Here is an 18429-nt window from a genome sequence, read left to right on the forward strand (position 1 = left end):
ACTTCCACCGGACTTCGACTTCAGGAGGCATGCATGGCCAGGGCTGACAAGGCCACTGCCGTTGCGGACATCGCAGAGCACTTCAAGGCGTCGACCGCAACTGTCATTACCGAATACCGTGGTTTGACGGTCTCCAACCTGGCCGAATTGCGCCGGTCGTTGGGCGAGTCGGCCACCTACGCCGTAGCCAAGAACACCCTCATCAAGCGCGCAGCTTCGGAGGCCGGTGTCGAAGGCCTCGACGAGCTGTTCGCGGGCCCCACCGCGATCGCGTTCGTCAAGGGCGAGCCGGTCGACGCGGCCAAGGCCCTCAAGACCTTCGCCAAGGAACACAAGGCGCTGGTCATCAAGGGCGGCTACATGGACGGTCACGCGTTGACCGTCGCCGAAGTTGAGCGGATCGCCGATCTGGAGACCCGCGAGGTGTTGCTGGCCAAGCTGGCCGGCGCGATGAAGGGCAACCTCGCCAAGGCTGCCGGGCTGTTCAATGCGCCGGCCTCGCAGTTCGCCCGGTTGGCGGCGGCGCTGCAGGAGAAGAAGGCAGCGGAGCCCGGCTCGGCGCCGGCCGCAGCTACCGAGACTCCTGAAGCCGCGGGGGCCGCTGAAGCCTCCGAAGCCCCCGAGGCGACTGACACGGCGACCGACGCCGAATAGCCACCTGTATCGAGAAACCACCAAATAACCCAAGAAACCCCAAGAAACCCCCAAGAAACTAGGAAGGGACCCAAACCATGTCAAAGCTCTCGACCGACGAGCTGCTCGACGCTTTCAAGGAAATGACCCTGCTGGAGCTCTCCGACTTCGTGAAGAAGTTCGAGGACACCTTCGAGGTCACCGCGGCCGCCCCGGTCGCCGTCGCGGCCGCTGGTGCCGTCCCGGCCGGCGGTGCCGCTGAGGCCGCCGAGGAGCAGTCCGAATTCGACGTCATCCTCGAGGCCGCCGGTGACAAGAAGATCGGCGTCATCAAGGTGGTCCGTGAGATCGTCTCCGGCCTGGGCCTCAAGGAAGCCAAGGACCTGGTCGACGGCGCACCCAAGCCGCTGCTGGAGAAGGTCGCCAAGGAGGCCGCCGAGGAAGCCAAGGCCAAGCTCGAGGCCGCAGGCGCCAGCGTCACCGTCAAGTAGGTCTGCACGCAGAACCCACGCAAACCCCCGGAGCCGTTCCTGGTTTCCGGGGGTTTGCTGTATTCAGCCCGCGCCGGTCGCCAGGCGCTGCGACCGCGTTGCCAGCTCGGGCGAATCTCCCAAGGCGACAAGCAAGTTCGTTGTCATCGACGCGAGTACCGGCTCGATGGCCGCTCCCTCATCGCCGAAGAAGCCGGCTAGTTCGAGCATCACGAACCCATGGATCAGTGCCCAGAACTGGGCAGCGGTCGCGACGATCTCCGCGTCGGGAACGTCCGTGGCCAGACCATCGGTTGCCGACGCCCGACTGCGGTCGGCCCCGCCGTTCACGGTGATTCGCCCGGCCAGCATCGACCGCCGGACACCCCGCACCACGTGCGCAAAGCTGGGATGGCGCTGCTCGATCTGCGAGATCGTCAGGGTCAGGACGTTTTGTGTGGGCGCGTTGATGCCGTGCGCGCTGGTGCTGCCGAACATCAGCCGATACATGTGCGGGCGCTCGATGGCGTACCGGCGATAGGCGGCGCCGGTGGCCACCAGATCGGCCACTGGGTCATCGGATGGTGGCACCGCAAGCGCGGTGTCGAACTGTCGCAAACCCTCCTCGGCGACTTCGGCGATCAGTTCGGGCATTCCGCCGAAATGCGTATAGACCGCCATTGTGGAGGTACCCGCGGCCCCCGCCACCTTGCGGGTTTGCAGTGCATCGGGTCCGTGCGCGTCGAGCAGCGCGACGGCGGCACGCAGCATCTCGTCGCGAACGCCGCTGCGTTGGGTCGGTGACGTTGTTTCCCCAATCATCATTGCCATCTTCTCATTGGGAGCGTACGGTCTCAATAACAGCGAAATAACAATGTTATAGGAGCTCAGACGTGACGACCATGCGCAGCGCCCAACCCCGGAATCCCTATCTCGAGGGCTTTCTGGCCCCCGTGCGCGCCGAAGTGACCGCAACCGACCTGGAGGTCACCGGGCGCATCCCCGACCACCTCGACGGGCGCTATCTGCGCAATGGGCCCAACCCGGTGGCGGAGGTCAACCCCGCCACCTACCACTGGTTCACCGGCGACGGGATGGTGCACGGGGTCGCGCTGCGCGACGGGCGGGCCAGTTGGTACCGCAACCGTTGGGTGCGCAGCATGCCGGTATGTGCTGCGCTGGGGGAGTCGCCGCCCGCCAGGCTTGACCCCCGGGCGGGCATGCTGGGGCTGGGGGCCAACACCAACGTGCTCAGTCACGCTGGGCGCACCCTCGCCCTGGTGGAGGGGGGCGTCGCAAACTATGAGCTCACCGACGACCTCGACACCGTGGGCACCTGCGACTTCGACGGCACCCTGCCCGGCGGTTACACCGCCCATCCGCACCGTGACCCCCAGACCGGCGAGCTGCACGCGGTGTCCTACTCGTTTACCCGCGGGCACACGGTGCAGTACTCGGTGATCGACACCCAGGGGCGGGCGCGTCGCACCGTTGACATCGAGGTCACCGGGTCGCCGATGATGCACGACTTCTCGCTGACCGATAAGTACGTCGTGATCTACGACCTGCCGGTCACCTTCGACTCGGCGCAGGTGATGCCGGTGAAAATGCCCAGCTGGCTCGGGGTGCCGGCCCGGCTGGTGATGGCCTCGTTGATCGGAAATGTCCGGGTGCCCAGCCCGATCGCGGCAATGATGAACCGCAATCCCAAGCCGTCCAACCGGCTGCCCTACGCATGGAACCCCGCCTACCCGGCCCGGATCGGGGTCATGCCCCGGGAGGGTGGTAACCGGGATGTCAGATGGTTTGATATCGAGCCCTGCTACGTCTACCACCCGCTCAACGCGTATTCGGAGCACCGCGATGGGGCCGAGGTGTTGATACTCGACGTGGTCCGCTACCGGCGGATGTTCGACCGTGACCGTCGTGGCCCCGGAGATACCACTCCCTCGCTGGATCGCTGGGTGATCAACTTGACCACCGGCGCGGTCAGCACCGAGTGCCGTGACGACCGGTCCCAGGAGTTTCCCCGGATCAATGAGACGTTGTTGGGCAAGCGGCACCGGTTTGGCTACACCCTGGGCGTGGACGGCGGTTACCTCACGGGTGGCACGTCGGACATGTCGACCTCGCTGTACAAGCAGGACTATGCGACCGGGTCCAGCCAAGTCGCCCCGCTCGATCCGGACCTGCTGCTTGGTGAGATGGCCTTCGTGCCGAGCCCGACGGCCGCCGCCGAGGATGACGGGGTCCTGATGGGATACGGCTATCACCGTGGCTCCGACGAGGGTCAGCTGGTGCTGCTGGACGCCCAGACGCTGGAGCTGGCGGCGTGCGTGCATCTTCCGCAGCGGGTGCCGCTAGGCTTCCATGGCAATTGGTCGGCCTCGACATGACCGGCGCCCAATGACGGGCGCGTAACGGGCGTGTGACCGGTGCTTGCGGGTGGCTGGCGTGGCCTGCGGGAGATTTGTTATCTATCCAACCCTGATATCCCGCCCATGACGTGCGCTACAGTGACTCAAGCCACATCAACGGGGCAGGTCACGGGCATCGGCATTGGAAGGATTTCCCATGGGCGTCGCTATCGAGGTCAACGGACTGACAAAGTCCTTCGGATCCTCGAGGATTTGGGAAGACGTCACGCTGACGATCCCGGCCGGGGAGGTCAGCGTGTTGCTTGGTCCCTCCGGTACTGGCAAGTCGGTGTTCCTGAAGTCCCTGATCGGTCTGCTGCGCCCAGAGCGCGGCTCGATCCTCATCGATGGCACCGACATCATCGAATGTTCGGCCAAGGAGCTCTACGAGATCCGGACGTTGTTCGGTGTGCTGTTCCAGGACGGTGCGCTGTTCGGGTCGATGAACCTCTATGACAACACCGCCTTCCCGCTGCGTGAGCACACCAAGAAGAAGGAAAGCGAAATCCGTGACATCGTCATGGAGAAGCTGGCCATGGTCGGTCTCACCGGTGATGAGAAGAAGTTCCCCGGTGAGATCTCCGGTGGTATGCGCAAGCGCGCCGGCCTGGCCAGGGCGCTGGTTCTCGACCCGCAGATCATTCTCTGCGACGAGCCCGACTCGGGTCTGGACCCCGTCCGTACCGCCTATCTGAGCCAGTTGATCATGGACATCAACGCCCAGATCGATGCCACCATCCTGATCGTGACGCACAACATCAACATCGCGCGCACCGTGCCGGACAACATGGGCATGTTGTTCCGTAAGCACCTGGTCATGTTCGGCCCCCGCGAGGTGCTGCTCACCAGCGATGAGCCCGTGGTTCGGCAGTTCCTCAACGGCCGCCGCATCGGCCCGATCGGCATGTCCGAGGAAAAGGACGAGGCCACCATGGCCGAAGAGCAGGCCATGATCGACGCCGGACAGCACGCCGGCGGCACCGAGGACATCGAGGGTGTGCCACCGCAGATCCAAGCGACTCCGGGCATGCCGGAACGTAAGGCCGTCGCCCGCCGCCAGGCGCGGGTTCGCGAGATGCTGCACACGCTGCCCAAGGACGCCCAGGCGGCAATCCTCGAGGACCTCGAGGGCACCCACCGCTGACCGCCGTCCAGGGTCTAGCGCGTCGCGCGGCCGCGGGCGGCAAATCCGAATTGCGTTTCCGGGGAACCTACATCGGGGTTTGGGTGGGCCAAATCGTCGGTATCCGGGGCGGCGCAAGCCCGTGTTGGCAGACGCTGCCCGACGTGTCGTCCGGCGCATGTGGGCTGAACCGGTTCAGCGAGTCGACGTTGCCGAAATTCCGGATAACTCGGCGTAACTTGCGGCCCGTCCCCCTTGACGGCGGGGCGCAAACGGGTCAATCTGTTGGTCAGCATGTGTCCTATGTGTCCGAGGGAAGTCGAGATCGCCAGCCAGCGCCGATGCCCGCGGATAGGTAATTGTCATGGGCATTTGAGGAATGCGCCGTCCTGCGCTATTGTTGGACGTTGCGCTGGCTACTTCCTGCCCACCTCACCCGCCACTTGACGCTGTGGTCCTAGCCTGAGCCGCTTGCGGCTCAGCCGTTCGGTTGCGTGCGTGAGATCCGGGTAGTTCGTTCGCCGGCCAAAACCGACACAATTATCTGCGGCGAACAGGCTTGGTGGGCACCGGCTCGCACCGGACTCTTCTTGGTCCTCGTTAGTCGCACGAGGTGCTGGAAGGACGCATCTTGGCTGATTTCCGCCAGACAGACGCTAGTCTCCATCAGGGTCGCCCGCAAAGTTCTTCAAACAGCTCCGTACCGGGGGCGCCCAACCGGGTTTCGTTTGCCAAGCTTCGCGAACCGCTTGAAGTGCCCGGGTTGCTGGACGTTCAGACCGATTCGTTCGAGTGGCTGATCGGCTCGCAGCGCTGGCGCGAATCGGCTGCCCAGCGCGGTGACGCCACCCCGGTAGGTGGGCTTGAAGAGGTGCTCTACGAGCTCTCGCCGATCGAGGACTTCTCCGGATCGATGTCGCTGTCGTTCTCCGACCCCCGCTTCGACGAAGTCAAGGCGCCGGTCGATGAGTGCAAAGACAAGGACATGACGTACGCGGCCCCGCTGTTCGTCACGGCCGAGTTCATCAACAACAACACCGGTGAGATCAAGAGCCAGACGGTGTTCATGGGTGACTTCCCGATGATGACCGAGAAGGGCACCTTCATCATCAACGGGACCGAGCGTGTGGTGGTCAGCCAGCTCGTCCGGTCGCCGGGTGTCTACTTCGACGAGACCATCGACAAGTCCACCGACAAGCTGCTGCACAGCGTCAAGGTGATTCCCAGCCGTGGTGCTTGGCTGGAATTCGACGTCGACAAGCGCGACACCGTGGGCGTGCGTATCGACCGCAAGCGTCGCCAGCCGGTTACCGTGCTGCTCAAGGCCCTGGGTTGGTCCAACGAGCAGATCCACGAGCGGTTCGGTTTCTCCGAGATCATGATGGGGACGCTGGAGAAGGACAACACCGCCGGCACCGATGAGGCGCTGCTGGACATCTACCGCAAGCTGCGTCCGGGCGAGCCGCCGACCAAGGAGTCCGCGCAGACCCTGCTGGAGAACCTGTTCTTCAAGGAGAAGCGCTACGACCTGGCCCGGGTGGGCCGGTACAAGGTCAACAAGAAGCTCGGCCTGAACGCCGGCCAGCCCATCACCAGCTCGACGCTGACCGAGGAAGACGTCGTCGCCACCATCGAATACCTGGTCCGCTTGCACGAGGGCCAGACCGCGATGACCGCTCCGGGCGGTGTCGAGGTGCCGGTCGAGACCGACGACATCGACCACTTCGGCAACCGCCGGTTGCGCACGGTGGGTGAGCTGATCCAGAACCAGATCCGGGTCGGCATGTCGCGGATGGAGCGGGTGGTCCGGGAGCGGATGACCACCCAGGACGTCGAGGCGATCACGCCGCAGACGCTGATCAACATCCGTCCGGTCGTTGCGGCGATCAAGGAGTTCTTCGGAACCAGCCAGCTGTCGCAGTTCATGGACCAGAACAACCCGCTCTCCGGTCTCACCCACAAGCGCCGCCTCTCGGCGCTGGGGCCGGGCGGTCTGTCCCGTGAGCGCGCCGGTCTGGAAGTTCGTGACGTGCACCCGTCGCACTACGGCCGGATGTGCCCGATCGAGACGCCGGAAGGGCCGAACATCGGTCTGATCGGTTCACTGTCGGTGTACGCCCGGGTCAACCCGTTCGGGTTCATCGAGACGCCCTACCGCAAGGTGGTCGACGGGGTCGTTTCCGACGAGATCCACTACCTGACCGCCGACGAGGAGGACCGCCACGTCGTGGCGCAGGCCAATTCGCCGATCGACGCGCAGGGCCGTTTCGTCGAGCCGCGCGTCCTGGTCCGTCGGAAGGCGGGCGAGGTCGAGTACGTGCCCTCGTCAGAGGTGGACTACATGGACGTGTCGCCGCGCCAGATGGTGTCGGTGGCCACCGCGATGATTCCGTTCCTCGAGCACGATGACGCCAACCGCGCCCTGATGGGTGCCAACATGCAGCGCCAGGCGGTCCCGCTGGTGCGCAGCGAGGCACCGCTGGTCGGTACCGGTATGGAGTTGCGCGCGGCGATCGACGCCGGCGACGTCGTCGTTGCCGACAAGGCCGGGGTGATCGAGGAGGTGTCCGCCGACTACATCACCGTGATGGCCGACGACGGCACCCGGCACACCTACCGGATGCGCAAGTTCGCCCGCTCCAACCACGGCACCTGCGCCAACCAGAGCCCCATCGTGGACGCTGGTGAGCGCGTCGAGGCCGGCCAGGTGATCGCGGACGGTCCGTGTACTCAAAACGGTGAGATGGCGCTGGGTAAGAACCTGCTGGTGGCGATCATGCCGTGGGAGGGACACAACTACGAGGACGCCATCATCCTGTCCAACCGCCTGGTCGAAGAGGACGTGCTGACCTCGATCCACATCGAGGAACACGAGATCGACGCGCGCGACACCAAGCTGGGCGCCGAGGAGATCACCCGGGACATCCCGAACGTCTCCGATGAGGTGCTCGCCGACCTGGACGAGCGCGGTATCGTGCGCATCGGTGCCGAGGTCCGCGACGGCGACATCCTGGTCGGCAAGGTCACCCCCAAGGGTGAGACCGAGCTGACCCCGGAGGAGCGGCTGCTGCGGGCGATCTTCGGTGAGAAGGCCCGCGAGGTCCGCGACACCTCGCTGAAGGTGCCGCACGGTGAGTCCGGCAAGGTGATCGGCATTCGGGTGTTCTCCCGCGAGGACGACGACGAGCTGCCGGCCGGTGTCAACGAACTGGTCCGCGTCTACGTGGCCCAGAAGCGCAAGATCTCCGACGGTGACAAGCTGGCCGGTCGTCACGGCAACAAGGGCGTCATCGGCAAGATCCTGCCCGCCGAGGACATGCCGTTCCTGCCGGATGGCACGCCGGTCGACATCATCCTGAACACCCACGGTGTGCCGCGACGGATGAACATCGGTCAGATTCTGGAAACCCACCTTGGTTGGGTCGCCAAGTCCGGCTGGAACATCGACGTCGCCAACGGAGTGCCGGAGTGGGCGGGCAAGCTGCCCGAAAACCTGCTCTCGGCTCAACCGGACAGCATCGTGTCCACCCCGGTGTTCGACGGCGCGCAGGAGGCCGAGCTCCAAGGCCTGCTGTCGGCCACGCTGCCCAACCGTGACGGAGAGGTGCTCGTCGACGCTGACGGCAAGGCCAAGCTGTTCGATGGCCGCAGCGGCGAGCCGTTCCCGTACCCGGTGACGGTTGGCTACATGTACATCATGAAGCTGCACCACTTGGTGGACGACAAGATCCACGCCCGTTCCACCGGCCCGTACTCGATGATCACCCAGCAGCCGTTGGGTGGTAAGGCGCAGTTCGGTGGCCAGCGGTTCGGTGAGATGGAGTGTTGGGCCATGCAGGCCTACGGCGCGGCGTACACGCTGCAGGAGCTGTTGACCATCAAATCCGACGACACCGTCGGACGCGTCAAGGTCTACGAGGCGATCGTCAAGGGCGAGAACATCCCCGAGCCGGGTATTCCCGAGTCGTTCAAGGTGCTGCTCAAGGAGCTGCAATCGCTGTGCCTCAACGTCGAGGTGCTCTCGTCCGATGGTGCAGCGATCGAGCTGCGCGAAGGTGAGGACGAAGACCTCGAACGGGCTGCGGCCAACCTCGGAATCAACCTGTCTCGCAACGAATCTGCGTCTGTCGAAGATCTCGCTTGATCTTTTGGAACCAGCTAGTAGTTACTAAACCCGCAAGGGGAAAGGGAGTTACGTGCTAGACGTCAACTTCTTCGATGAGCTCCGGATCGGCCTGGCTACCGCGGAGGACATCCGTCAGTGGTCCTACGGCGAGGTCAAGAAGCCGGAGACCATCAACTACCGGACCTTGAAGCCCGAGAAGGACGGCCTGTTCTGCGAGAAGATCTTCGGACCGACTCGCGACTGGGAGTGCTACTGCGGCAAGTACAAGCGCGTTCGCTTCAAGGGCATCATCTGTGAGCGCTGTGGCGTCGAGGTGACTCGGGCCAAGGTGCGTCGTGAGCGGATGGGCCACATCGAGTTGGCCGCGCCTGTCACCCACATCTGGTACTTCAAGGGCGTCCCGTCGCGGTTGGGGTACCTGTTGGACCTGGCGCCGAAGGATCTCGAGAAGATCATCTACTTCGCCGCATACGTGATCACCTCGGTCGACAACGAAATGCGCCACAACGAGCTGTCCACGCTCGAGGCCGAAATGATGGTGGAGCGCAAGGCCGTCGAGGACCAGCGCGATGCCGATCTGGAAGCCCGTGCCCAGAAGCTGGAGGCCGACCTGGCCGAGCTCGAGGCCGAGGGCGCGAAAGCCGACGCGCGGCGCAAGGTCCGTGACAGCGGTGAGCGCGAGATGCGTCAGCTGCGCGACCGGGCCCAGCGTGAGCTGGACCGGCTCGAGGACATCTGGAGCACCTTCACCAAGCTGGCCCCCAAGCAGCTGATCGTCGACGAGAACCTCTACCGGGAACTGCAGGACCGCTACGGCGAGTACTTCACCGGTGCCATGGGCGCGGAGTCGATCCAGAAGCTGATCGAGACCTTCGACATCGACGCCGAAGCCGAGATCCTGCGGGACGTCATTCGCAATGGCAAGGGGCAGAAGAAGCTTCGTGCCCTCAAGCGCCTGAAGGTGGTCGCCGCCTTCCAGCAATCGGGCAACTCTCCGATGGGAATGGTGCTCGATGCGGTGCCGGTGATTCCGCCGGAGCTGCGCCCGATGGTGCAGCTCGACGGTGGCCGCTTCGCCACCAGCGACCTCAACGACCTGTACCGCCGCGTGATCAACCGCAACAACCGTCTCAAGAGGCTGATCGACCTCGGCGCACCCGAGATCATCGTCAACAACGAGAAGCGGATGCTGCAGGAGTCGGTGGACGCGCTGTTCGACAACGGCCGTCGCGGCCGGCCGGTTACCGGTCCGGGTAACCGCCCGCTCAAGTCGCTGTCCGATCTGCTCAAGGGCAAGCAGGGCCGGTTCCGTCAGAACCTGCTCGGTAAGCGTGTTGACTACTCGGGCCGTTCGGTGATCGTGGTCGGTCCCCAGCTCAAGCTGCACCAGTGTGGTCTGCCCAAGCTGATGGCGCTGGAACTGTTCAAGCCGTTCGTGATGAAGCGACTGGTCGACCTCAACCACGCGCAGAACATCAAGAGCGCCAAGCGGATGGTGGAGCGCCAGCGTCCGCAGGTGTGGGACGTGCTCGAGGAAGTCATTGCAGAGCACCCGGTGCTGCTCAACCGCGCGCCCACCCTGCACCGCCTCGGCATCCAGGCCTTCGAACCGATGCTGGTGGAAGGCAAGGCCATTCAGCTGCACCCGTTGGTGTGTGAGGCGTTCAACGCCGACTTCGACGGTGACCAGATGGCCGTGCACCTGCCGCTGAGCGCCGAGGCTCAGGCCGAGGCGCGCATTCTGATGCTGTCGAGTAACAACATCCTGTCGCCGGCCTCGGGTCGCCCGCTGGCCATGCCGCGACTGGACATGGTGACCGGGTTGTACTACCTGACCACCGAGGTCGAGGGTGACAAGGGTGCCTACCAGCCCGCTGGGCAGGACAGCCCGGAGACGGGTGTGTACTCGTCACCGGCGGAAGCCATCATGGCGGCCGACCGGGGCGTGCTCTCGGTCCGCGCCAAGATCAAGGTGCGGCTGACGCAACTGCGTCCCCCGGCCGAGATCGAGGACGCGCTGTTCGGCCACAACGGCTGGCAGCCGGGCGATGCGTGGACGGCCGAGACCACCTTGGGTCGTGTGTTGTTCAACGAGCTGCTGCCGCTGGGCTACGCCTTCGTGAACAAGCAGATGCACAAGAAGGTGCAGGCCGCGATCATCAACGACCTGGCCGAGCGCTACCCGATGATCGTGGTCGCGCAGACCGTCGACAAGCTCAAGGACTCCGGTTTCTACTGGGCGACCCGCAGTGGTGTCACGGTCTCGATGGCCGACGTGCTGGTGCCGCCGCGCAAGAAGGAGATCCTCGACTCCTACGAGGAGCGGGCGGAGAAGGTCGAGAAGCAGTTCCAGCGTGGTGCTCTGAACCATGACGAGCGCAACGAGGCACTGGTGGAGATCTGGAAGGAAGCCACCGACGAGGTCGGCCAGGCGCTGCGCGAGCACTACCCGGCCGACAACCCGATCATCACGATCGTCGACTCGGGCGCCACGGGTAACTTCACCCAGACTCGAACGCTGGCCGGCATGAAGGGTCTGGTGACCAACCCCAAGGGTGAGTTCATCCCACGCCCGATCAAATCCTCGTTCCGTGAGGGCCTGACCGTGTTGGAGTACTTCATCAACACCCACGGTGCCCGAAAGGGCTTGGCGGACACCGCACTGCGTACCGCCGACTCCGGCTACCTGACCCGTCGTCTGGTGGACGTCAGCCAGGATGTGATCGTGCGCGAGCACGACTGCCAGACTGAGCGCGGCATCATGGTCGAGCTGGCCGAGCGTCAGGGCGACGGCACGCTGATCCGCGACCCGTACATCGAGACCTCGGCGTACGCGCGGACCCTGGGCGCCGACGCTGTCGATGAGGCCGGCAATGTCGTTGTGGCGCGTGGTGAGGACTTGGGCGACCCGGAGATCGAGGCCTGCCTGGCGGCGGGTATCACCCAGGTCAAGGTTCGCTCGGTGTTGACCTGCACCACGGGCACCGGTGTGTGCGCGACCTGCTACGGACGTTCGATGGCGACCGGCAAGCTGGTCGACATCGGTGAGGCAGTCGGCATCGTCGCCGCCCAATCCATCGGTGAACCCGGCACGCAGCTGACGATGCGTACCTTCCACCAGGGTGGTGTGGGTGAGGACATCACCGGCGGTCTGCCGCGTGTCCAGGAGCTCTTCGAGGCTCGGGTTCCGCGTGGTAAGGCGCCTATCGCCGATGTCACCGGTCGGGTCCGGCTCGAGGACGGTGAGCGCTTCTACAAGATCACCATCGTCCCCGACGATGGCGGCGAGGAAGTCGTCTACGACAAGCTGTCCAAGCGGCAGCGGCTGCGGGTGTTCAAGCACGAGGACGGCTCGGAGCGGGTGCTTTCCGACGGCGACCACGTCGAGGTGGGCCAGCAGCTGATGGAAGGCTCTGCCGACCCGCACGAGGTGCTGCGTGTGCAGGGCCCGCGTGAGGTGCAGATCCACTTGGTCCGCGAGGTCCAGGAGGTCTACCGGGCCCAGGGTGTGTCGATCCACGACAAGCACATCGAGGTGATCGTGCGCCAGATGCTGCGCCGGGTCACCATCATCGACTCGGGCGCGACGGAGTTCCTGCCCGGCTCGCTGATCGACCGTGCGGAGTTCGAGGCGGAGAACCGCCGGGTGGTGGCCGAAAGCGGCGAGCCCGCGGCCGGTCGTCCGGTGCTGATGGGTATCACCAAGGCATCGCTGGCCACCGACTCGTGGCTGTCGGCGGCGTCGTTCCAGGAGACCACGCGAGTGCTGACCGATGCGGCGATCAACTGCCGCAGCGACAAGCTCAACGGTCTGAAGGAGAACGTGATCATCGGAAAGCTGATCCCGGCTGGTACCGGTATCAACCGCTACCGCAACATCGCGGTGCAGCCGACCGAAGAGGCACGTGCCGCGGCGTACACGATCCCGTCCTACGAGGACCAGTACTACAGCCCGGACTTCGGCCAGGCCACCGGTGCTGCGGTTCCGTTGGACGACTACGGCTACAGCGACTACCGGTAGCTAGACGTCAGGGAAGGCGACCCGAGGCCCTAGGCCTCGGGTCGCCTTGCTTATGTCGGTTGCCGAGGGCGGATGAGTACTCGCCTCGGTAACACCACCGTCGCAGTGGCACCCTTTGCCGCGCTCGGCTCAGAGCCGACGGCGCACCGCTGTGGACGTTGCGGCCGTGCCCGTCCGAGGCCTGCAGCGATGTGAGATGGGCAGAGCCGTCTCATCTGCCCCGGGGCGCCATCTCCAGGTACGCGGCCCTACAGTTCCTCATGTATTGATCGAAATGCATTCCACCACAACCCATTTCGGTGGTTCGGGCCCCCTCGGATCGACCTGGGGGCCAAGGTGGCGCCGCCTGGTGTGCAAGTCCGGCCACCGTCGCGCCCCTGCCCGCAGCCTAGCGACGATCGTTTTCGGGGCCGCGGACAATGGCGCGTTTCGGCCTCTGGAATTTCGCGCGACGGTGATATGAGTGGAAGTCATAACGTGCCATTCAATTGCCTTCCAAGCAGCGGTTTTTGGGCGCAATAATGGCGGAGAATGCAACTTGAAAGCGAATTTTCTTGCCTGCTAACGATAATACGCAAATAGGGCTTCGGGGGCTCCGGACGTCAATGCGTATCGATTGGCGCGAATAGTCGCCGAATGACCTGCAGGGGGGAAACATCGGTGTCTTACGTCGTGGCGGTTCCGGAGATATTGGCCGACGCAGACGCCGAGGCCGCCAATTACTCGATCCTGCGGACTGCGCGCGACGAAGCGCTGGATGTGATCAACGCACCCACCCAGGCGTTGCTGGGGCCGTCCGTTGATCGGCAACGGCACCGACGGGGCGCCGGGACAGCGGGTACCGGTGGCTGGCCTTGCCGCGGCCACCTCAGCGGTGACTAACTACCCGACGGTGAATTCGCGCGTCGTTGCGGTGAACGGTGTCAGCGCGCCGACCCCGTTGCGCGCGGCTCCGTGGTGGAGGATGCGGTATTGCCCGGGGGCGGTGTCGCAGGGGATCTCCCAGCGAATGCTGACCCGTGAGCCGGCTCGCCCTTGCCGTTCCCAGTGGAAGCTGGTCGACCAGTCGCCATCGTCGGCGACTCGCGCCCAGTCCTGGCCCTCGCGGCGCTGCACCTCAAGGTAGGTGTCGCCGCGGCGCAGATCATTGGAGGGCAGCGCGCTGACGAATGCGGCTTGCACCGCCTCGCCGGGGCGGTAGCTGGCGGCGGGTTCGGCGATGACGGCTCCGAACGAACCGGTATCGGCGGGGGCGGTACGTCCCCAGCTCAGTGGCCGGGCAAGCCGCGGACGGGGACCGGGCGCGATCGGCCGACCGTCTCGCATCGCCTCGGCAAGGCCGGCCACGATCTGCATGAAGGCGGGCAGTTCCCATCGGCCAAAGAGCGTGCTGCCGCCCTCATAGCGCTGCTCCAGGTACTCCTCGGGCGTGGTCAGGTAATGGATGTAGGCATTGCAGTAGCCGACGCACAGGACGTCGGCCAGCTCGGCGCCGACGATCGAGGCCACGGTGCGCCGTAGCCGCAGCCCCGCGACCACGGTCGGCTCGCCCGGGATGCCGATGAGATAGAGCCGCCCGATGCGCACCAACTGCACAGGCGCAATTTCCTGGACGAACGGATGTACCCGGTTCGGCAGGCCCGCGGGTACCACGATGCCTTTGGGGGCCTGCGTCGCGCCGAGGGCCCCGGCGAATCGGTACATGGCGCCGGACAGCTTGTCCCAGAACAGGTTTTGGCCCTGGTGAAAGCCCTGGAAGCCCTTGCCTTCTTCGGTTCCGGCCATGCCACCGGCGCCGACTGTCGGGGACCCGGTGCGATGCTCCTGACCATCCGGGGTGAATTCGCCGCGCACCCGTACCGAGCTGAGATCGACATAGGTCAACCGGGCATCGATGCCGCTGCCGATGGATGCGGTGGCGCCCAATTGGGTGGAGGCATCCTCGAACTGGCGCAACCCAATCTGGCGGGTGTTCTCCAGAGCGCATTGCGGTGCGGCGCCGGGCGGCAGCGGCCCGTCGACGTTCGGGCTCATGTCGCCGGGGTTGGTCTGCGCGAAAGCGGCGATGAAATCGGGCTGCCCGGCGAGGTAATCGGCGCCGCCGACGGTGCGTTCCCAGTGGTAGGCCGCGAAGCCCTTGTTGTCGCCGGAGATCATGCGGTTGCGGTTGGTCATGCTGGTGCCGTGGGTGGCGAAGAAATGGATGGCGCCCACGGTGTGCTCGCCCCGATCGATACGCACGAGCGTGGTTTGGGGGTCGATGCGGTTGGGGAAGAAAGCCTTGTCGGCCTCCGGATTGCGGTCGAACGCCGATGGGGACCGGTTGATGCTCGCGCTGTGCAACTCGCCATGCGACAGCATCACCTCGGCGGGGGCCACGTCGTCATGGGCGTGGGCCACCGACTCGACGATTCCGTCGACGATCGCGGCAAAGGTCGCCGGCCGGAAACCGTTCGTCGTCAAGTTGTACATCAGGTATCCGCAGTACCCGCCGGGCCCGGCGTGCGTGTGCGTCGTGGTGATCAGGGTGTTCTGCTCGGTGTAGGTGTCGCCATAGGACTCCGCCAAGCGGCGCAACACTTCGTCATTCACGTTTTGCATGGGCATCGGCAGCTCGGCCACCACCAACAGCAATCGTGGGTTCTCGTCTTGGGAATCATCGCGGAAGACAAACGCCCGTGACCGGAGCCGAAGATGAATGCCGGCGGTGCGCTGGTCGGACTTGCCGTATCCGAGCATGCCGCAATCGGCCGCCTCACCGGTGATGTCAGCGATGCCGCGTCCGACTGAAAGCATTGCCAAATCCTCATCCTCCACGACGCCGGCGAATTCACGGGCACTGGCAAAGTGCGGCCCGCGGGCATCCTATCCCCACCACAAACGCCCCCCGCGCCGAGCGTGTGCCGGTGCTGGCTGGCCGCAGACCCCGTGACCAGGCGTTGGCAGTAGGCCTAGCGTCATGGGAAACGCCGGGTGCGATTCTGGGAAGGACCGATGGAATCTCTCACGCTGGCCGATGGCCGGACACTGACGTATCTGACCTACGGCGATCCCGGCGGTCTGCCCGTCATCTTCAGCCATGGTTTCGCGGATTCGGCGGTGATCCGAAACCCCGACGATGATCTGACCGCATCCCTGGGTGTGTGGATGATTGCCGCCGACCAGCCCGGTGTCGGAGGATCCACGCCCCGGCCCGGCCGCAGGATGGTGGATTGGGGGGCGGACATGGAGCAACTCGCCGATCACCTGGGTCTTGGCGCCTTTGCCGTCGCCGGCCACTCGGGCGGCAGCCCGCACGCGCTTTCGATCGCGGTGCGGCTGCCAGATCGAGTCACCCACGGCGTCCTGGCTTCACCGGTCGGGTCGTTGGACCAGGACGGTTTCGCCAAGCTGCTGGCCATGCGGGACCTCAGATACGTTGTCAGGCTTCGCCGCCTGCGGCGCCTGCTGAAGTGGATCTACCACGCCGAAAGCAGGAAGGCCCAGCGCGACATCGGCGGCTACCTGGACAATATGGCCCATAAGGATGCCTCGGACGCGCCGACGTTGCTGTGCGACCCGGCGCAGCGGGCAATGTTTGAGGCCAACTTCATCGCCGGGACGCAGCAGGGTGGCGAAGGGCTCTACGAGATGACGCTGGCCCTGTGGGATTGGGGCTTCGAGCTCGAGGATGTGCGTGCGCATTTCGACGTCTTCTACGGAGACGCGGACGACATCATCTCGCCGGGCATGCCAAGACGCGTCGCCGAACGGCTGCCCGACGCCACCGCGGGCATTTGGCCTGGAGCCGGCCACTACGGCTTTGTCGACCGCACCCGCTGGTCGGAGTATCTGGACGCGCTTACCGATCGGGCACGGTAAGACCGCCATGGCAACTTGGGCCGTCGCCCACGGCGATGTCATCGAGTTGGGCGACCGCAGTGCCTAGCTAGACTGACGTCGTGCTTATCGGTTCGCATGTCAGTCCGCAGGATCCGTTGGCCGCGGCTCAGGCCGAGGGCGCTGACGTCGTTCAGATATTCCTGGGCAATCCGCAGAGCTGGAAAGCGCCCAAACCCCGTGAAGACGCTGCACAACTCAAGGCCGCCGCGCTGCCGATCTACGTGCACGCGCCCTACCTGATCAACCTGGCATCGGCGAACAACAAGGTGCGCATCCCTTCGCGCAAGATCCTGCAGCAGACCTGTGATGCGGCCGCGGACATCGGCGCGGCGGCGGTGATCGTGCACGGCGGCCACGTCGCCGACGACAACGACCTCGACGAGGGTTTCCAGCGCTGGCGCAAGGCGCTTGACCAGCTGCAGACCGATGTTCCGGTGTATCTGGAGAACACGGCCGGCGGGGAGCACGCCATGGCGCGTCATTTCGACACCATCGCCCGGCTCTGGGACGTCATCGGCGACACCGGCATCGGATTCTGCCTGGACACCTGTCACGCGTGGGCGGCCGGTGAACAGCTGGTTCATGGTGTGGACCGGATCAAGGCCGTCACCGGCCGGATAGACCTGGTGCACTGCAACGACTCCAGGGATGCCGCGGGATCGGGTCGGGACCGCCACGCCAATCTGGGCGCCGGGCAAATCGATCCGGAACTGCTCGTGGCGGCGGTACGCGCCGCGGATGCCCCAATCATCTGCGAAACCGCCGAAGAAGGCCGCAAGGATGACATCGCGTTCCTGCGGGAAAAACTCAACAGCTGATTTTCAGCAATTTTTTCGGCTTCGTTGGCGCGTAACCACGGCTAATGGCGCCTACGGTTAATCTGTGCGCCGCCATTTGTTCACGTTACTGGCCGTTCTGGTGGCGCTGGCCGGCTGTGGGCACCGGGGAGCACCGCCGCCCGCCGGCTTTGCCGAGGGCACCAGTTTCCACACGATCAATGTTGGCGGTGTCGATCGCACCTATCGGCTCTACCAGCCCGAAGGATTGCCCGCGGGTGCTGCGCTGGTGGTGATGCTGCACGGCGGGTTCGGTAATGCTCGCCAGGCCGAACGCTCCTATGACTGGGATGAGTTGGCCGACTCGGAGAAGTTCGTGGTCGTCTATCCGGATGGACTCAACAGGGCCTGGAACGTCAACGGCGGAGGCTGCTGCGGCCGGTCCGCGCGCGACGGCGTGGACGACGTCGCATTCATCAGTGCGGCGGTGGCCGACGTCGCCCACAACGTCGGCATCGACGCGAACCGGGTCTATGCCGCGGGGATGAGCAACGGCGCCATGATGGCCTACACGATGGCCTGTAACACCGGCATTTTCGCGGCGATCGGCCCGGTCTCGGGGACGCAGCTAGACCCGTGCCGGTCTCCACATCCGGTGTCGGTGATGCACATCCACGGCACCGGAGATCCGCTGGTTCGCTACGCGGGGGGCGCCGGGGCCGGCGCCGCCTCCCATATCGCGGGTCCGCCGGTGCCGGACCTGAATGCGTTCTGGCGCGACGTGGATCGGTGTGACGCGCCGGTCGCCACGGTCAGCGGTCTGGTTGCCACCTCCGTCGCAAGCTGTGCGAACAACCGCAGTGTGGTGCTGGTCAGCATCGATGATGGCGGCCATCAGTGGCCGCTGGCGGCCACCGAGATGCTGTGGGAGTTCTTCGCCCTGCATCCCCGGTAGCCGGATCATCACCAGCATTACACCTC

At 65.1% G+C, this 18429-nt stretch carries 11 protein-coding genes and 1 pseudogene; 10 read left to right on the forward strand and 2 right to left on the reverse strand.

The genetic code is table 11. The annotated features are described in order from the left end of the window. Positions 1-33 precede the first annotated feature (33 nt). Positions 34-654, forward strand: coding sequence for a 50S ribosomal protein L10 (rplJ, locus tag CCUG20998_RS04700; protein ID WP_011739013.1), 621 nt, complete (start codon positions 34-36; stop codon positions 652-654). A 77-nt stretch (positions 655-731) separates the two neighbouring features. Then, positions 732-1124: a 50S ribosomal protein L7/L12 gene (rplL, locus tag CCUG20998_RS04705; protein WP_020731915.1), complete on the forward strand. Its 393-nt coding sequence runs from the start codon at positions 732-734 to the stop codon at positions 1122-1124. 63 nt (positions 1125-1187) lie between these two features. Here rplL and CCUG20998_RS04710 read toward each other — a convergent pair whose 3' ends face one another. Continuing rightward, on the reverse strand, positions 1188-1928 hold the full coding sequence (locus CCUG20998_RS04710; RefSeq protein WP_020731916.1) for a TetR/AcrR family transcriptional regulator: 741 nt from the start codon (positions 1926-1928) through the stop codon (positions 1188-1190). Positions 1929-2005: 77 nt separating this feature from the next. Between CCUG20998_RS04710 and CCUG20998_RS04715 the strand changes: the two genes are divergently transcribed. The 5 genes and pseudogenes from CCUG20998_RS04715 to CCUG20998_RS29225 form a co-directional block, all read left to right on the forward strand. Then, complete coding sequence (locus CCUG20998_RS04715; RefSeq protein WP_373145024.1) at positions 2006-3499, forward strand: carotenoid oxygenase family protein; 1494 nt, start codon at positions 2006-2008, stop codon at positions 3497-3499. A gap of 178 nt (positions 3500-3677) precedes the next feature. Continuing rightward, the gene (locus CCUG20998_RS04720; protein ID WP_012392905.1) at positions 3678-4664 is read left to right on the forward strand and encodes an ABC transporter ATP-binding protein; all 987 of its coding nucleotides are present in this window, start codon (positions 3678-3680) and stop codon (positions 4662-4664) included. Between the two features lie 610 nt (positions 4665-5274). Beyond that, complete coding sequence (rpoB, locus tag CCUG20998_RS04725; protein WP_373144993.1) at positions 5275-8787, forward strand: DNA-directed RNA polymerase subunit beta; 3513 nt, start codon at positions 5275-5277, stop codon at positions 8785-8787. A 52-nt stretch (positions 8788-8839) separates the two neighbouring features. Next, positions 8840-12790, forward strand: coding sequence for a DNA-directed RNA polymerase subunit beta' (locus tag CCUG20998_RS04730; protein WP_012392907.1), 3951 nt, complete (start codon positions 8840-8842; stop codon positions 12788-12790). Between the two features lie 747 nt (positions 12791-13537). Next, positions 13538-13622: pseudogene (locus tag CCUG20998_RS29225) on the forward strand (PE family protein); the annotation flags it as partial. Between the two features lie 50 nt (positions 13623-13672). Here the strand turns inward: CCUG20998_RS29225 and CCUG20998_RS04740 are convergent. Beyond that, positions 13673-15586, reverse strand: a complete 1914-nt coding sequence (locus tag CCUG20998_RS04740; RefSeq protein WP_036457460.1) for a neutral ceramidase — start codon at positions 15584-15586, stop codon at positions 13673-13675. Between the two features lie 198 nt (positions 15587-15784). Between CCUG20998_RS04740 and CCUG20998_RS04745 the strand changes: the two genes are divergently transcribed. The 3 genes from CCUG20998_RS04745 to CCUG20998_RS04755 all read left to right on the forward strand — a co-directional run bounded on the left by CCUG20998_RS04745 (position 15785) and on the right by CCUG20998_RS04755 (position 18403). After that, positions 15785-16651 carry an alpha/beta fold hydrolase gene (locus tag CCUG20998_RS04745; protein ID WP_020731921.1) on the forward strand — a complete coding sequence of 289 codons (867 nt, stop codon included), beginning with the start codon at positions 15785-15787 and terminating at the stop codon, positions 16649-16651. An 80-nt stretch (positions 16652-16731) separates the two neighbouring features. Further along, positions 16732-17490: a deoxyribonuclease IV gene (locus CCUG20998_RS04750; protein ID WP_020731922.1), complete on the forward strand. Its 759-nt coding sequence runs from the start codon at positions 16732-16734 to the stop codon at positions 17488-17490. Between the two features lie 64 nt (positions 17491-17554). Next, positions 17555-18403 (forward strand): extracellular catalytic domain type 1 short-chain-length polyhydroxyalkanoate depolymerase, encoded by an 849-nt coding sequence (locus CCUG20998_RS04755; RefSeq protein WP_038578898.1) that lies wholly within the window; start codon positions 17555-17557, stop codon positions 18401-18403. The last annotated feature ends 26 nt before the right edge of the window (positions 18404-18429 follow it).

Source organism: Mycobacterium marinum (assembly GCF_003391395.1).
Lineage (GTDB): Bacteria > Actinomycetota > Actinomycetes > Mycobacteriales > Mycobacteriaceae > Mycobacterium > Mycobacterium marinum.